Source organism: Paenibacillus sp. 1-18, assembly GCF_000520755.1.
Classification (GTDB): Bacteria; Bacillota; Bacilli; order Paenibacillales; family Paenibacillaceae; genus Paenibacillus; species Paenibacillus brasilensis.
In genome coordinates this window covers 1-15,899 of the sequence record NZ_ASSB01000308.1, presented here as the reverse complement: position 1 = coordinate 15,899, position 15,899 = coordinate 1, and the positions used below count along the sequence as shown (strand labels likewise).

Here is a 15,899-nt window from a genome sequence, read left to right as displayed (position 1 = left end):
ACAGAGGGCTACAATAACAGACACAATCGTATTGATCTGTCGTTTATCACTTTTTAGTAATGAAAAAGAGGTCTTTGATTTTTTAAAGCGAATCTATTATGCTTAGGTGGTGGAAAGTGGGCCAAAGTGGGAGAATGGGGTAAGGGGTGACGAAACCAATGTTTATGGGGGAGTTCCAACATAGCATTGATGAGAAAGGTCGGCTTACAGTTCCGGCCAAGTTTCGTGAACTTCTCGGCGCCTCGTTCGTGGTTACCCGCGGGCTGGACCAATGCCTCTTCGTGTATCCCATGGACGAGTGGGCTGTCATGGAGAAAAAATTGAAAGCACTGCCTCTGATGAAAGCTGATGCACGGGCATTTACCCGATTTTTTTTCTCGGGAGCGACTGAATGCGAATTGGACAAACAGGGCAGGGTAAATTTACCGGGAAATTTGTGCGAATACGCCAAGCTTACTAAAGAGTGCGTCGTATTGGGAGTGTCCACCCGGGTAGAGATTTGGAGCAAGCACACTTGGGAGCAATATTTCAACCAATCAGAAGAAGCATTTAACGACATTGCTGAGAAATTGGTTGATTTCAACTTTGAATTGTAATTTAGGAGGTCAGTCGTTTGTTTCACCACATTACCGTACTCAAGGAAGAAGCAACACAGGCACTGAACATCAGGCAGGACGGGATCTATGTGGACTGCACGCTGGGAGGGGCAGGACACAGTTCCGTCATTGCGTCACAGCTCGGCCCTGAGGGGAGGCTCATCGCCTTTGATCAGGACGATTGGGCATTGAACAATGCGCGTGAGAAGCTGTCGGCCTATCAAGGAAAGATTTCATTAGTGAAATCCAACTTCCGCCACCTGCAGGACAAGCTGGCCGAACTGGGATTGCCCGAAAAAGACGGCATCCCGCAGGTCCAAGGCATACTATTCGATCTGGGCGTATCCTCTCCACAGTTCGATGAGGGGGAACGGGGATTCAGCTACAACCATGATGCACCACTTGATATGCGGATGGATCAGAGTAGCTCGCTTACGGCTTACGAAATTGTCAATGAATGGCCGGAAGCGGAGATTGCGCGTATCCTGTTTCAATACGGAGAAGAGAAGTTCTCACGGCGGATCGCAAAGATCATGATTGAACGTCGAATGAACAAGCCTATTCATACAACGGGGGAACTTGTCGATATTATCAAAGAAGGAATTCCGGCTGCGGCACGCAGAACCGGGGGACATCCGGCTAAACGCAGCTTTCAGGCTTTGCGGATTGCTGTGAATGATGAGCTCCGTGCACTGGAAGATACTTTGCATCAGGCAATAAAATGTCTGGCTCCAGGGGGCAGAATTTCGGTTATTACGTTTCATTCCTTGGAAGACCGGATATGCAAACATATTTTCAAAGAGTATTTGGCGAAAAGCATCTATCCGTCTGATTTACCCATTTTGGATGACAAAATGGTAGGCGATCTAAAGCTGGTGAATCGTAAGCCGATTGTGGCATCAGAGCAGGAATTGGAGCTTAATCCACGGTCCCGGTCGGCCAAGCTGAGAGTTGCCGAAAAATTGTAAATTTAATGGAGAAGGAGAGGCGACATGGCTTATACACGGGGTAATTTGGCTGTAAAAGAAAGAGCCCGTCAGGAACAGGTTCAGCAACAACGGTATCGTGAGACGACCAAAGTTGTTACACGCCGCAGAGAGCTGCCGATTCGGGAAAAGCTGCTGTATCTGTTGACACTTGTAGCGTCCATTGTCATTGCTGGTATGTTGATCGGCAGGTACGCTCACATTTATCAAATTAATTATGCGATTAATACGGCCAGCAAGGACATCTCCAAATTACAGACCAATATCGCCCAACTGAAGATTCAAAAGGAACGGCTCGAAAATCAGATTGTACCAACTGCAAAGCAACAGGGATATATCGAGCCAACAAAAGAGCCCATTCATGTGGAAAAGCAGGCTGCCAAATAGTTCAGCATTTTGCATAATTTGATTCCCAACGCTCGTAAGTACAATATATAGACGAACTAAACCGTTTCGAGCTATATATTGCTGAATTGAAAACGCACTTGGGATTTATGCAAAATGCTCATTTAAGAGCATAGCATCAAGCTATGCTCTAATGTACATTTTTTGCAGAGAGGTTTGAGCTATGGTTAAGAGAATAAAGCTTCGCACACTGCTGATAGGGGGATGTATTACCCTCTTTTTTCTTGTTCTGCTACTAAAGGTATTTTGGATTCAGGTTGTAAGCGGGGAATATTGGCATAAACAGGTAGTTGAGCAGGTGGAAAAAGATCAGGTGATTCTGCCGAAGCGCGGAACCATTACGGACCGTAAAGGAAACGTATTGGCAACGGATGCACCTGCGTATACGGTAGTGGTCAATCCGAGTATCATTCAGGAATTTGATTTGGAAAATGAGGTTGTAGCCAAGCTGCATCAATTACTTAAAACGCCTGAGGATGAGTTGAGAAAACATCTTTCGGCTAAGGACAGCAAGGGGAACTACTTAGTAAATCGCGAGATCCGTAATGGTGGCTGGAAGGCAGATCCTGAGGTCAAGGCACAGGTGGATACGTTCAAAAAATATTTGAAGGATAAGTATGGAGTGATTGGGGCTGTGGACACGGCTCAGGAGTCCAAACGCTATTATCCCGAAAATAAACTGGCTTCTCATGTCCTGGGCTACCAACGAAAAGACGGTACAGCAGGCATGGGGCTGGAAGCTTATTATAATAAAGAGCTGTCAGGTACGGCTGGCAAGCTTCTTTATCAGCGCGATCTGAAGGGTGTCCCTCTTCAGGGATCGGAAAGTATCTATGATCCGGCACAAAATGGAAAAAATTTGAGGCTGACGATTGATGATACGATTCAGTATTATATAGAGGATGCCATGCAGGAAGCTATTGCAACCTACAATCCGAAAACGATGACTGTTGTAGCGGCAGATCCCCAAACGATGGATGTTCTCGGTATGGCGAGTTATCCTAATTTTAATCCCAATACATATGGGAGTGCACCATTGGAATCTTTTCGTAATAATGCTACTCAATCTATCTACGAGCCGGGTTCTACGTTTAAGATTGTAACCTTGGCTGCTGCGGTTCAAGAAAAGGTATTTAATCCGAATGAAACCTACCAGTCAGGCATAGTTAGGGTCGGAGGCTGGGATATTCGCGACGTGAGTCGTAACTGGGGAACGTTAACCTATCTCCAAGGTGTCAAGCGTTCAAGTAACGTCGGTTTCGTCCATCTGGGGCTGGATAAGCTGGGCGGCGAAAAGCTCAAAAAATATATTAATAACTTTGGATTTGGTGTGAAAACAGGTATTGATCTTCCGAGTGAGTCTGCAGGAGCTATTACATTCCACACCCAATATAAATCCGAAGTCGCAACAGCTTCCTTTGGACATGGACGTGTTCAGGTGACACCAATCCAGCAGGTAGCTGCGATTTCGGCCATTGCTAATGGGGGGAAGCTAATGCAGCCTCATCTAGTGAAGGAAATTGTGAATCCAGATACGGGCGAAGTGCAGACGATTCAACCGAAGGAAGTTCGTCAGGTGATTTCGAAGGAATCGGCAGTCCAGACAAGCAGCTATCTGGAGCAGGTCGTATCTGACCAGGAAATTGGTACAGGACGCCTTGCTTATATTGACGGATACCGTGTGGCTGGTAAAACAGGTACAGCGACGAAAGTCGTCGGCAAAGTATACGACCATTCGAAGGATGTCGTGTCCTTTATTGGATTTGCACCGGTAAATGATCCGAAAATAGCTGTATTGGTCGTTATGGACGAACCCAACAAATCGGTAGGCGGTGGTACGGCAGCGGCGCCTGTATTTAAAAAAATCGTATCCCAGTCACTGCAATATATGGGAGTTCCCAAAACAGGAACCAAAGCGAGTAAATCAGATGGCTCTGCTGTGAGAACGGTCGATTTGCCCACGGTACCACAATTAACCGGTCAGGTGAAAAAGGATGCACAAAACGCATTGCTCAAACAGGGAATTGCCTATGAAACGGTCGGCAAAGGCTCCAAAATCGTTCGCCAGTATCCTGAGGCAGGCGTCAAAATGAAGCCGGGACAGCGCATTTATTTGCTAACCGAGGATAGTGCCAACATGACCATTCCTGACTTTACTGGTGTTTCATTGCGGGACACACTTCAGGTTTTGACGCTTATGAAGGTTGGTGTTCAGGTGAGTGGCGAAGGTTATGTTGTCTCTCAAAAGGCACAAATGGTGAATGGCAAGCGGATCGTCAGTGTGAAGCTCCAGCCGGCCAAGGAAACTGTAACCGGGGTGATCCCGGAGGAAACAGCGGACTCAACCACAGATGTTGCTGCGAACCAATCAGGCAGTGAAGCGAGAACAGATGCCAATCTCAAAACCGACACTGATACGGATACTGCTGCGAATGCAGGTACAAGCGTCAGATCTACCAATGGAGGAATCTCTGCTATAGCAGATGAAAAAAGTGCTGCCGCCATTAAAGGCAAGGATAATTGATAGCTTGTTCTAACGTCCGTTTTTTTGAATATTCATGAGGTAAGACATGTCATGAGTATCTGGAGGAACGGAGGGGAGCACGTTTGAAAAAATCTAACGTGATCATGCGGCGCAGGTTGGTATGGGGGCTGCTGGGATTGCTTGTACTTTTCATCGCCTTGTCGATCCGGCTCGCCTATGTTCAATTGGGTAAAGGAGGCGAGCTCTCGGCCAAGGCTGAGGAATCGTGGCGCCGCAATATTCCTTTTGCCGCCAAGCGTGGCGAAATTTTGGATCGGCAGGGTACGGCACTGACTTATAATGTCAGCTCGCCAACAGTCATGGCGATACCCGTACAAATTAAGGAGCCGGAGGAAACGGCACGCAAGCTGGCGCCCTTGCTGAATATGAGCGAGGATAAAGTGCTCAAGCTGATTACCAAACGAACTGCAAGCCAAAAACTTCAGCCCGGCGGACGGAAAATTACGATGGAGAAAGCGCAGCAAATTCGTGATTTGAAGCTGCCGGGTATCGTTGTTGCTGAAGATAACAAACGATATTATCCTTATGGTGATCTAGCAGCTCATATTCTTGGATTTACGGGAATTGATAATCAAGGACTGACAGGCGTAGAGAAGCAGCAAAACAGCAAGCTTCGGGGGATTGACGGAAGTATTGCGTATTTATCCGATGCAGGTGGACGGTTGATGCCCGGTTCCTCTGAAAAGTACATTGAACCGAAGGATGGTCTGAATTTACAGTTGACCATTGATAAGTCTGTGCAGTCCATTATGGAACGGGAGCTTGACCAGGCCATGGTTAAGTTTCAGGCTAACTCAGCATTATCCATAGCGATGAATCCCAAGACGGGTGAGATTTTGGGCATGGCTGGACGACCAAGCTATGAGCCAGCTCTATACAAGCAATATGCGCCTGAAATTTACAATCGGAATTTGCCGATCTGGATGACGTACGAACCTGGTTCTACATTTAAAATCATAACATTGGCCGCTGCGCTGGAAGAAAAGAAAGTGGATCTCAAAAATGATCGTTTTTTTGATCCGGGATATATTGAAGTCGGCGGAGCGCGTCTGCGCTGTTGGAAAAAAGGCGGTCATGGCAGCGAGACTTTTCTTCAGGTAGTGGAAAATTCCTGCAATCCTGGTTTTGTAACTTTAGGGCAGCGTTTAGGCAAAGAAACACTGTTCAAGTACATTCGCAATTTCGGCTTTGGCAGCAAAACGGGCATCGACATGATTGGGGAGGGGAATGGTATTTTGTTTAAACTTCCCCAGGTTGGGCCGGTAGAGCTGGCGACAACTGCCTTTGGTCAAGGGGTTTCTGTCACTCCGATCCAGCAGGTGACGGCGGTATCCGCCGCCATTAATGGTGGCAACCTTTATAAACCTCACATTACAAAGGGCTGGATTCAGCCAGGAACAGGCAAGGTGCTGGAAAAAGTAGAGCCGGAGCTAGTGCGAAGGGTTGTTTCAGAGGATACCTCCCGACAAGTGAGGGAAGCGCTGGAGAGCGTCGTTGCCAAAGGCACAGGTCGTCCTGCCTTTATTGAGGGCTACCGGGTGGGTGGTAAAACAGGTACAGCGCAGAAGGTAATTAATGGACGTTACTCTTCCTCGGAGCATATTGTATCTTTTATCGGTTTTGCTCCTGCGGATGATCCGCAGATTGTTGTTTACACCGCTGTAGATAACCCGAAAGGCATTCAATTCGGCGGGGTAGTTGCTGCGCCAATTGTACAAAAAATTTTAAAAGATGCGCTGATTGCTTTGAAGGTCCCACCTCGCACCAATCAAATTGCCAAAGAGTACAAGTACGGAGAAAATCCGATTGAAACAGTACCTGATCTGGTAGGTGCCGGCGTGGCTGATTTGTACGAAGATATGAATATGAACTTTATGCTTGTAAAATCCGGGTCAGGCAAGACGGTTGTCAGTCAGGCACCGAAGCCGGGCTCCAGATTGGAACGAGGATCAACGATCCGTATTTATATGGGGGATTGATAGGTTCTTTATTTACCATACTATGAATAACGAGAGAGCAATGGAGGAATGAAAGATGGAGCTTCAACATTTGGCTTCACTGCTGGCTGTCTCACGCATTGTGGGAGACGGTACAGTGGATTGCGGAGGGATCGGGGCGGATTCACGTCGGGTACAGCAGGGAGATCTGTTTCTGTGCTTGCCCGGTTTTACAGTGGACGGACATGACTATGCCGGGCAGGCCATTGCGTCGGGTGCGGCAGCCTTAGTGGTAGAACGGGAGCTGGATGTGCCTGTTCCACAGCTTGTGGTTAAGGATGCCCGTTATGCCATGGCTGTTCTGTCGGATTATATGTTTGATTCACCGAGCCGCCGATTGCGCATGATCGGCATCACCGGAACTAACGGCAAAACCACGATCACTTATCTAATTGAAAAAATTATGAATGATGCAGGAGTGAACACCGGACTGATAGGCACGATTCAAATGCGTTACGGTGGCCAGTCTTACCCTATGTCAGGCACTACGCCCGAAGCAGTAGAACTACAACGTTATCTCGGAAATATGGCAGAGCAAGGTGTCAAATGCTGTGTCATGGAGGTATCTTCGCATGCGTTGGAGCAGGGCCGCGTCAAAGGAACTGATTTTCGTACTGCTATATTTACAAACCTGACGCAGGATCACCTGGATTATCACAATACAATGGAGGAGTACCGTGCTGCCAAAGGACTTTTGTTTTCCAGATTGGGAAATGCCTTCTCGCGGGATGTGTCGGACAGTAAATATGCTGTTCTGAACGCGGATGATCCGGCCACTTCCTACTTCCAGGCTCAAACTGCGGCCCAAGTCATTACATACGGCGTGGAAAAGGAATCGGATGTGCAGGCATCCCGTATCTCGATCGGTGCTAAGGGAACCTCCTTCCATGTATCCACTTTTAAAGGGGATACGGATATTGAGCTTCGAATGGTAGGCAAGTTTAATGTGTACAACGCGTTGGCCGCCATCACGGCTGCTTTACTGGAAGGGATTTCGCTCGCTGATATCAAGCACAGTCTGGAGTCTATAGCAGGCGTAGACGGGCGGGTAGAGCCTGTAGATGCGGGTCAGCCATTTGCTGTCATTGTAGATTATGCTCATACACCGGACGGATTGGAAAATGTCCTTCGTACCGTTAAGGAATTTGCGGTCGGTAAAATATGGTGTGTATTTGGATGTGGCGGAGACCGGGATCGTACCAAACGTCCTTTGATGGGGAAAATTGCTGCGCGATATAGCGATCATTCGTTTATTACTTCCGACAATCCCCGAACAGAGGACCCGGAAGTTATCTTGAAAGACATCGAGCAGGGGCTGATCGACGAAGGAGTAGCTGCAGAACGATACGAGCTGATCGTAGATCGTAGAGCTGCTATTCATAAAGCTATTGAAATGGCAAGCCCTGACGATGTAGTATTGATTGCGGGAAAAGGTCACGAGACCTACCAGTTGATCGGAAAAACGGTGCATGAATTCGATGACCGCATCGTAGCCAAAGAAGCGATAAGGGGTTTATCCAAGTGATGAAAAGAACAATCGGTCAAATTGCCTCCATGTGTGGGGGAACACTTCACAGAGAAGCGGACGCTGAACGGATGGTTGAGGGCGTTTTTACAGATTCGCGCAAGCCGCAAAGCCATGGGCTGTTCATTCCACTTTCCGGTGAGCGATTTGACGGGCATAATTATGTGCAGCAAATCATGAGCGAGGCAGGTGTAGCGGCTTTTTTATGGCAAAAGGATCACGGAGCGCCTCCAGCCGGCAACGCCATTGAAGTAGAGGATACCTTAGAAGCCCTTCAGCAGCTAGCAGCTGCATATTTGCGTGAAACCGGCGTTTCTGTCGTCGGAATCACAGGAAGCAACGGCAAGACGACGACAAAAGATATCGTGACGGCTCTGCTGGGCACGACTTTTAAAGTACACAAAACCGAAGGAAATTATAACAATCATATCGGGTTGCCTTTAACGGTACTGTCCATGCCGCAGGATACAGATATTCTTGTGCTTGAGATGGGCATGAGCGGACGCGGTGAAATCCGCCTGCTGGCTAATATTGCAAAGCCTGATGTTGCCGTCATTACTAATATAGGCGAATCACACTTGCTCCAGCTCGGTTCCCGTGCGGAGATTGCTCGTGCAAAGCTGGAAATCGCCAGTGGCCTCAAGCCTGGTGGCTTGCTGATCTACAATGGTGATGAGCCACTATTGCCACAAGTGCTGGCGGAGCCTGCAACGGTCAAGCCTGAAGGCTTAAAAGGTTTTACGTTCGGGATCTCTAAGGATAATGATGACTATCCAACAGAAATTTCCTCGGATGGAGAAGGCAGTTTATTTACAACAGCCCAATCCGGTAATGAGGCTTTCCGACTTCCTTTACTTGGACAGCACAATGTTGTGAACGGGTTGGCAGCGCTGGCGGTTGCTCGTCATTTCAATGTCGATGCAGACCATATACGCAAAGGGCTGTCGTCTTTGAAGCTGACAGGCATGCGCATTGAGGTTGTGAACTGCTCTGACGGACTTACTGTGCTGAACGATGCTTATAACGCCAGTCCTGCTTCAATGAAGGCTGCACTACAGACATTATCCGGGTACAAAACGGGCGGACGTAAAATTGCCGTGCTTGGTGACATGTTGGAGTTGGGACCAGAGGAAAAGAAATTCCATAAGGAAATCGGTCTTTTTGCAGCTAAGCACGACGTAGAGGAACTGTTTACCTACGGTGAGTTGGGGCTGTCTATTGCGCAGGGAGCTTCAGGACTAATGCCAACTGAACATGTACACGCTTATACGGATAAGGAAAAGCTGATCCAGCATTTGCGGACTTATCTCCATGCCAATGATATTGTACTGGTTAAGGCATCCAGAGGGATGCGATTGGAAGAAATTGTGGATGCGCTGAAAAACGGTCCGCTACAGAACTGATGTTGACGAGAGGAAGACTCCCATGGATATTCAATTATTACTGCTGACGATCGTCGTATCGTTTATACTGGCGGTCATTGCCGCTCCACTGCTTATTCCGCTGCTGCGGCGTATGAAATTCGGCCAGCAGGTCCGGGATGACGGGCCACAAAGCCATCTTAAAAAGATAGGTACGCCTACAATGGGCGGTATCGTGATTTTGCTGGCTTTTACGCTGACCTTTCTTAAGTTTTCAGCTATCAAAAATACAGACTTTTACGTTCTGCTGGTCGCTACGCTCGGTTTTGGGCTGATCGGCTTTTTGGATGACTATATCAAAATTGTATTCAAACGCTCATTAGGTCTGACGGCGCGCCAAAAGCTGTTCGGGCAATTATTGTTTGGCGGGATTATGTGCTGGCTTTTGCTCAGCAATGACCATAGTACTGCCATCGGCATTCCGGGGACCTCATGGTCCTTTGACTGGGGCGGCTGGTTTTACTATCCGTTCATCATTATCATGATGCTGGCGATCAGCAACGCTGTCAATTTCACAGATGGGCTGGACGGGCTGCTGTCCGGTACTAGTGCGATTGCCTTCGCTGCTTATGCCATTGTCGCGATTCAAGCTACCTCGCTCCCGGCTGCGGTATGCTCAGCGGCGATGATTGGTGCTGTGCTTGGTTTTCTTGTGTACAATGCACACCCTGCCAAGGTATTTATGGGTGACACGGGCTCGCTGGGCATCGGCGGTGCGATTGGTGCCATCGCTATCGTTACGAAAAGCGAAATTTTATTCATTATTATTGGTGGCGTATTCGTGATTGAAATGCTGTCCGTGGTTTTGCAGGTAGCCTCCTTTAAAACACGTGGCAAACGCATTTTCAAAATGAGCCCAATTCATCATCATTTCGAGCTGTCCGGCTGGTCCGAATGGCGCGTAGTTATTACATTCTGGGCTGTAGGCCTGCTGCTGGCAGGACTCGGACTTTATCTCAACAAGGGGTTGTAGCAAATGAATCATCCAGACGCATACCGAGATCAGGAAGTTGTCATTATAGGCCTAGCCAAAAGCGGTGTACAGGTTGCAAAGGTGCTGCATCAGGCAGGAGCAAGACTGACAGTCAATGATAAAAAAGACAGGGAACAATGTCCCGAAGCTTCTGAATTAGAGGCTTTGGGAATTTCCGTTTTATGCGGGGGGCACCCGGAGGGACTGATTCATTCTGGTGTGAAGCTGGTTGTCAAAAATCCTGGCATCCCTTATACCGCCCCGCCCGTACAGAAAGCTGTCGAGCTCGGCATTGAGGTTGTAACCGAAGTTGAGGTAGCCTACCATCTATGTAAAGCCCCGATCATCGGAATTACCGGCTCCAATGGAAAGACAACCACGACCACGTGGGTGGGCAAGTTGTTGGAGTCTTCTGGCATGAATCCGATCGTGGCTGGTAATATCGGCACTCCATTATGTGAGGCGGCTGTGGACGCCAAGACGGATGAGTGGATGGTTGTGGAGCTGAGCAGCTTTCAGTTAAAGGGAACAAAGGATTTTAAGCCCGCTGTGGCATGCTTGCTCAATGTAGCTGAGACCCATCTGGACTACCATGGGGGCATGGAGGATTATGTTGCATCCAAGGCACGTCTGTTTGCCAACCAAACATCTACTGATACAGCGGTGGTGAACTGGGATGATCCAGTCTGCCGGGAGCTTGTGCCTTATATTAAGGCAAAGCTGCTTCCGTTCTCGATGACGGAACGCTTGCAGGAAGGGGTGTTTGCTGACCCGCCATACATATCGGATGTGACGGATGACATCAAACGAAGCATCGTATATCGCGATAGCCATGGGGTGGTGCGTCCCATTATAGGTGTAGCCGAGATTGGCCTGCCGGGCCATTTTAACGTGGAAAATGCTCTCGCTGCTTGCGCAATAGCCATTGCCGCAGGTGTAGAGCCTGCGAAGCTGGCAGAACCCTTAAGTGCTTTTCGAGGTGTAGAGCATCGTCTTGAATATGTCTTAGAGCATGCCGGAGCAGCTTATTATAATAATTCCAAAGCAACCAATTCCAAAGCGACCATGATGGCCTTATCTTCCTTCAGGCAACCCATTATACTGATTGCCGGAGGGTTGGATCGCGGCTCAGATTATGCGGAGCTTGTACCATCCCTGCAGGAACGTGTAAAGGCCGTTGTGCTTCTGGGTGAAACACGGCATAAGCTGGCAGATCGGGCCCGTCAGGCCGGAATAGAGTATGTCGAGGTCGTCGATAATGGGGAGGACGCCGCCGCTACGCTCGTGGAGGCTGTGAACAAGGCGGCAGAATTTGCTGAGCCGGGAGATGTGGTATTACTCTCACCCGCTTGCGCCAGCTGGGATATGTTCCGATCCTATGAAGAGCGTGGACGTATTTTTAAAGAGGCGGCGCATAAATTGTAAGTAGGGGGGTTGGATAAGCCCCTACTATTATGCAAGGGGTGGCCTCCTGATGAAGCAATCTCGTCCGGCGCCGGATATATGGCTTTTTGTCTGTATTGTAAGCTTGTTAGCCATCGGCATGGTTATGGTATACAGCGCGGGCGCCGTCCTCGCTTTTCACGAGTACGGGGACTCCTACTATTTTGTAAAACGGCAATTGCTTTTTGCGGGGCTTGGTCTTGTAGCGATGTATTTTACTGCCCGAACGGACTATCGAATCTGGCAGAAATATGCCAAGGTCGTGCTGTTAATCTGTCTCGCGTTGCTGATTGCTGTATTAATTCCCGGCATTGGCGTAGTTAGAGGCGGAGCTCGAAGCTGGCTGGGTATCAGCTCTTTCGGCATTCAGCCTTCCGAGTTTATGAAGCTGGGTATGATCCTTTATCTTTCACAATGGCTTAGTCGTGCGGATTATGACATTAGCTCTTTTACTCGCGGCCTATTGCCCCCGCTTGGACTCATGGGTCTGGCCTTCGGCCTGATTATGCTGCAGCCCGATTTGGGGACAGGTACAGTAATGATGGGGGCGTCCATGCTGATCGTATTTACAGCAGGTGCACGCATGAAGCATCTTGGCCTGCTGGCCTTGTCGGGGGCAGCAGGTTTTGCTGCACTGATCGCAGCTGCACCTTATCGACTCCAGCGAATTACGGCTTTTCTGGACCCTTGGTCTGATCCGCTTGGTGCAGGCTATCAAATTATTCAATCGCTATATGCCATTGGACCAGGTGGGCTGGCGGGTTTGGGGCTTGGTATGAGTCGGCAGAAATACAGTTATGTTCCTGAGCCGCAGACGGATTTTATCTTTTCTATTTTGGCGGAGGAGCTTGGTTTTATCGGTGGAATGACGGTGCTGGGACTCTTTCTGGTACTTGTGTGGAGAGGAATGCGTGTCGCTATTACCATACCGGACACCTATGGCAGCCTGCTTGCGGTAGGCATTGTCGGAATGGTTGCCGTACAGGTTGTCATTAACATTGGTGTCGTCATCGGCTTGATGCCGGTGACAGGAATAACATTGCCCTTAATCAGCTATGGAGGTTCTTCTCTGACGTTGATGCTAACTGCGTTGGGCATTTTACTGAATTTATCACGTTATGCGAGGTGAACGTTTATGCGCGTCGTGTTGAGCGGCGGCGGTACCGGAGGGCATATTTATCCGGCACTGGCCGTAGCCAGACAGTGCGAAGAGATGGATCCGGACGCTGAATTTTTATATATTGGCGGTCAGCGAGGACTCGAAAGCAAGCTGGTTCCTCAGGAGAAAATTCCATTTGAGGCTATTGATATCACAGGATTTCGTCGCAGCTTGTCCTTGGAAAATATAAAAACGATTATGCGTTTTTTCCAAGGGGTTCGAAGATCCAAAGCGTTATTAAAAAAATTCAAGCCAGATATCGTCATAGGCACTGGGGGATATGTATGCGGCCCTGTCGTCTATGCAGCTTCCAAATTAGGCATACCCAGCATGATTCATGAGCAAAATGCGATTCCGGGTCTGACCAATGCATTTCTGAGCCGCTATGTGGATACGGTGGCTGTTAGCTTTGAAGGCTCCGAAGGTGCTTTCCCCAAAGCTAAAAATGTATTGTATACCGGGAATCCACGCGCTACGACAGTTCGTTTGGCTAACCGGGATCGTGGCTTTGCTACCATTGGGGTTCCCATGAACAGCTCGGTTGTACTTGTGGTAGGTGGCAGCAGGGGAGCGAAAGCAATCAATGACGCTATGATTGCCATGGCCCCGCAACTTTCGCAACTGAAAGACGTCCATTTTGTATATGTGACTGGTGAATCTTATTATGAACAGACGTTGGACAGCATAAGGAATCAGATTGGCTCATTGCCCAACCATCTTCACGTGCTCCCCTATATTCATAATATGCCGGAGGTGCTGGCTTGTACCTCTTTAATCGTTAATCGCGCAGGTGCGTCTTTTTTGGCCGAGATTACATCCTTGGGTATTCCGTCCATTTTGATTCCATCACCTAATGTGACGAATAATCATCAGGAGGCCAATGCCCGTACGCTTGAAAAGGCAGGCGCTTCGGTAATGATCGTGGAAAAGGATTTGAGCGGTTCTTCTCTGTTTCACTCCATTGCGAGAATTATGGAGGATGACGCATTGCGTAACCGGATGTCAGAGTCAGCGTCTGCACTTGGCAAGCCTGACTCGGCAGATATTTTAGTAAAAGAAATGGAGCGCCTTGCCCGTAAAAGGTAGTCCGCAGCGCAGTTTGGGCGGTTGTCACACACTGGACGGTATTGACATAGGATACCCTATAGATTGTGACCATCACTCAGGCTGCCGGTTGTCAGGTGAGAGCCTCATAACTATGCGGGGGCAAGCAACAAGGAGGTTTCAGTACAATGCAGCAATGGATGCCATTATTAGCGGAGCATGATATCGGAAAAGTGCTGGAGCATGAGCCGCTGTCCAAATATACGACATGGAAGATTGGAGGCCCTGCGGATGCTCTTGTCATCCCGGATACCAAGGAGCAGCTGGCAAGGGTTTTACGGCTGGCTCGTGAGCATGGTATCCCCTGGATGCAGTTGGGGAGGGGCTCCAACATGCTCGTTTCCGACAAAGGAATACGAGGGCTTGTGATCAAACTGGGGCCGGGATTTGATTATGTCCATTTTGGGGATGAACGGATCATCGCTGGCGGAGGCGTGTCACTGGTCAAACTGTGTGTTATGGCTAGTAAGCAGGGGCTGTCCGGCCTTGAATTTGCGGGAGGCATCCCGGGATCAGTCGGTGGGGCTGTCTACATGAACGCCGGTGCCCATGGGTCTGATGTGTCACAAATATTCCAGTCCGCTGAGATTGTGCTGGATACAGGGAAATTGGCTGTGTACGATGCCGAGGATATGCGTTTCAGCTATCGCCACTCTGTGCTGCATGAGCAGCGTGGAATGGTGACAGAGGCAGTATTTCAGATGAAGCGGGGCGACCGCGAGGAAATTTCAGCGGCGCTTGCGGCTTTTAAAGACCGCCGTAGGCTGACTCAGCCGTTACAGCTAGCTTGTGCAGGAAGCGTGTTTCGTAATCCGCCAGGTGACTATGCTGCCCGGCTTATTGAAAGCGCAGGTCTGAAGGGCTTGAAGGCGGGAGGCGCTGAAGTATCTGTACAGCATGCCAATTTTATTGTAAATACCGGTCAAGCGACAGCAGAGGACGTGCTTACCCTAATGAAGCATATTCAAAGTACAATATCATCTCAAACCGGCATCAAGCTAGTTCCGGAGGTTTTCGTAGTGGGTGAGCGGTAAACTCGGAGGTGATACATTGGACAAATTGGTGATTGAGGGAGGCCGTCCCCTGTCAGGCACCATACGTATCCATGGAGCAAAAAATGCGGCACTGCCTATTCTTGCAGCAAGCTTGCTTGCGCAAGGTAAGGTGGAAATTCGGAATGTGCCCCATCTATTAGACATTAAGGTCATGCTGCACATCCTTGAAAGACTCGGCTGTATATGCCGACATGAAGAGGAAACGGTATATGTGGATACGTCGTCCGTCCGATCGTTCCAAATTCCGGAAGATTTGATGAAGCAAATGCGTTCATCTATCTTTCTCATGGGACCCCTGCTCGCCAGATATGGTGAAGTTTCTATTTATCAGCCCGGAGGCTGCGCCATAGGCGAGCGTAAAATTGATCTTCACCTGGAGGGCTTAAAGGCTCTTGGAGCAGAGATCGAGGAAAAAGACGAGCAAATAACGTTCCGTGCCCGCAAGCTGATCGGCTCGGACATCCATATGGATTTTCCGAGCGTAGGGGCAACGGAAAATATTATGATGGCTGCCGTGTTGGCTGAAGGACGAACAACGATTACCAACGCAGCGAGGGAGCCGGAGATTCAGGATCTTCAAAACTTCCTGAATGCCATGGGGGCCCATATTATCGGTGCAGGAACAGACACGATTACAATTACAGGGGTCAGTAGCCTGAATCCGTGTACGTATGAGGTCATTCCTGATCG

Annotated in this window: 13 protein-coding genes; all 13 read left to right on the top strand. The window is 48.9% G+C overall.

The window, feature by feature from the left end; all coding sequences use genetic code 11:
• Nucleotides 1-158 precede the first annotated feature (158 nt).
• On the top strand, nt 159-596 hold the full coding sequence (gene mraZ, locus L693_RS0119300) for a division/cell wall cluster transcriptional repressor MraZ (protein WP_013311099.1): 438 nt from the start codon (nt 159-161) through the stop codon (nt 594-596).
• Between the two features lie 17 nt (nt 597-613).
• Nucleotides 614-1,564, top strand: a complete 951-nt coding sequence (gene rsmH, locus L693_RS0119295) for a 16S rRNA (cytosine(1402)-N(4))-methyltransferase RsmH (RefSeq protein ID WP_025719191.1) — start codon at nt 614-616, stop codon at nt 1,562-1,564.
• 24 nt (nt 1,565-1,588) lie between these two features.
• Nucleotides 1,589-1,969 carry a hypothetical protein gene (locus tag L693_RS0119290; protein WP_025719190.1) on the top strand — a complete coding sequence of 127 codons (381 nt, stop codon included), beginning with the start codon at nt 1,589-1,591 and terminating at the stop codon, nt 1,967-1,969.
• 181 nt (nt 1,970-2,150) lie between these two features.
• A complete protein-coding gene (locus L693_RS0119285; RefSeq protein ID WP_025719188.1) occupies nt 2,151-4,511 on the top strand; it encodes a penicillin-binding transpeptidase domain-containing protein in 2,361 nt (786 codons plus the stop codon).
• An 83-nt stretch (nt 4,512-4,594) separates the two neighbouring features.
• Nucleotides 4,595-6,511 carry a stage V sporulation protein D gene (locus L693_RS0119280; protein WP_025719185.1) on the top strand — a complete coding sequence of 639 codons (1,917 nt, stop codon included), beginning with the start codon at nt 4,595-4,597 and terminating at the stop codon, nt 6,509-6,511.
• Nucleotides 6,512-6,566: 55 nt separating this feature from the next.
• Complete coding sequence (locus L693_RS0119275; RefSeq protein ID WP_025719184.1) at nt 6,567-8,054, top strand: UDP-N-acetylmuramoyl-L-alanyl-D-glutamate--2,6-diaminopimelate ligase; 1,488 nt, start codon at nt 6,567-6,569, stop codon at nt 8,052-8,054.
• Entirely contained in the window at nt 8,054-9,457 is a 1,404-nt protein-coding gene (locus L693_RS0119270; protein WP_025719182.1) for a UDP-N-acetylmuramoyl-tripeptide--D-alanyl-D-alanine ligase, read from the top strand. Before L693_RS0119275 ends, L693_RS0119270 begins: the two co-directional genes overlap by 1 nt.
• Before the next feature lie 22 nt (nt 9,458-9,479).
• On the top strand, nt 9,480-10,448 hold the full coding sequence (gene mraY, locus L693_RS0119265; RefSeq protein ID WP_025719180.1) for a phospho-N-acetylmuramoyl-pentapeptide-transferase: 969 nt from the start codon (nt 9,480-9,482) through the stop codon (nt 10,446-10,448).
• Nucleotides 10,449-10,451: 3 nt separating this feature from the next.
• Nucleotides 10,452-11,873: a UDP-N-acetylmuramoyl-L-alanine--D-glutamate ligase gene (gene murD, locus L693_RS0119260; protein WP_025719178.1), complete on the top strand. Its 1,422-nt coding sequence runs from the start codon at nt 10,452-10,454 to the stop codon at nt 11,871-11,873.
• 49 nt (nt 11,874-11,922) lie between these two features.
• Entirely contained in the window at nt 11,923-13,020 is a 1,098-nt protein-coding gene (gene spoVE / locus L693_RS0119255; protein ID WP_025719176.1) for a stage V sporulation protein E, read from the top strand.
• Nucleotides 13,021-13,026: 6 nt separating this feature from the next.
• Entirely contained in the window at nt 13,027-14,136 is a 1,110-nt protein-coding gene (gene murG / locus L693_RS0119250; RefSeq protein ID WP_025719174.1) for an undecaprenyldiphospho-muramoylpentapeptide beta-N-acetylglucosaminyltransferase, read from the top strand.
• Nucleotides 14,137-14,282: 146 nt separating this feature from the next.
• A complete protein-coding gene (murB, locus tag L693_RS0119245) occupies nt 14,283-15,188 on the top strand; it encodes a UDP-N-acetylmuramate dehydrogenase (protein WP_025719173.1) in 906 nt (301 codons plus the stop codon).
• The coding region (locus tag L693_RS0119240; RefSeq protein WP_155983880.1) for a UDP-N-acetylglucosamine 1-carboxyvinyltransferase at nt 15,178-15,899 on the top strand (722 nt) is incomplete at its 3' end. The genes murB and L693_RS0119240, both read left to right, overlap by 11 nt.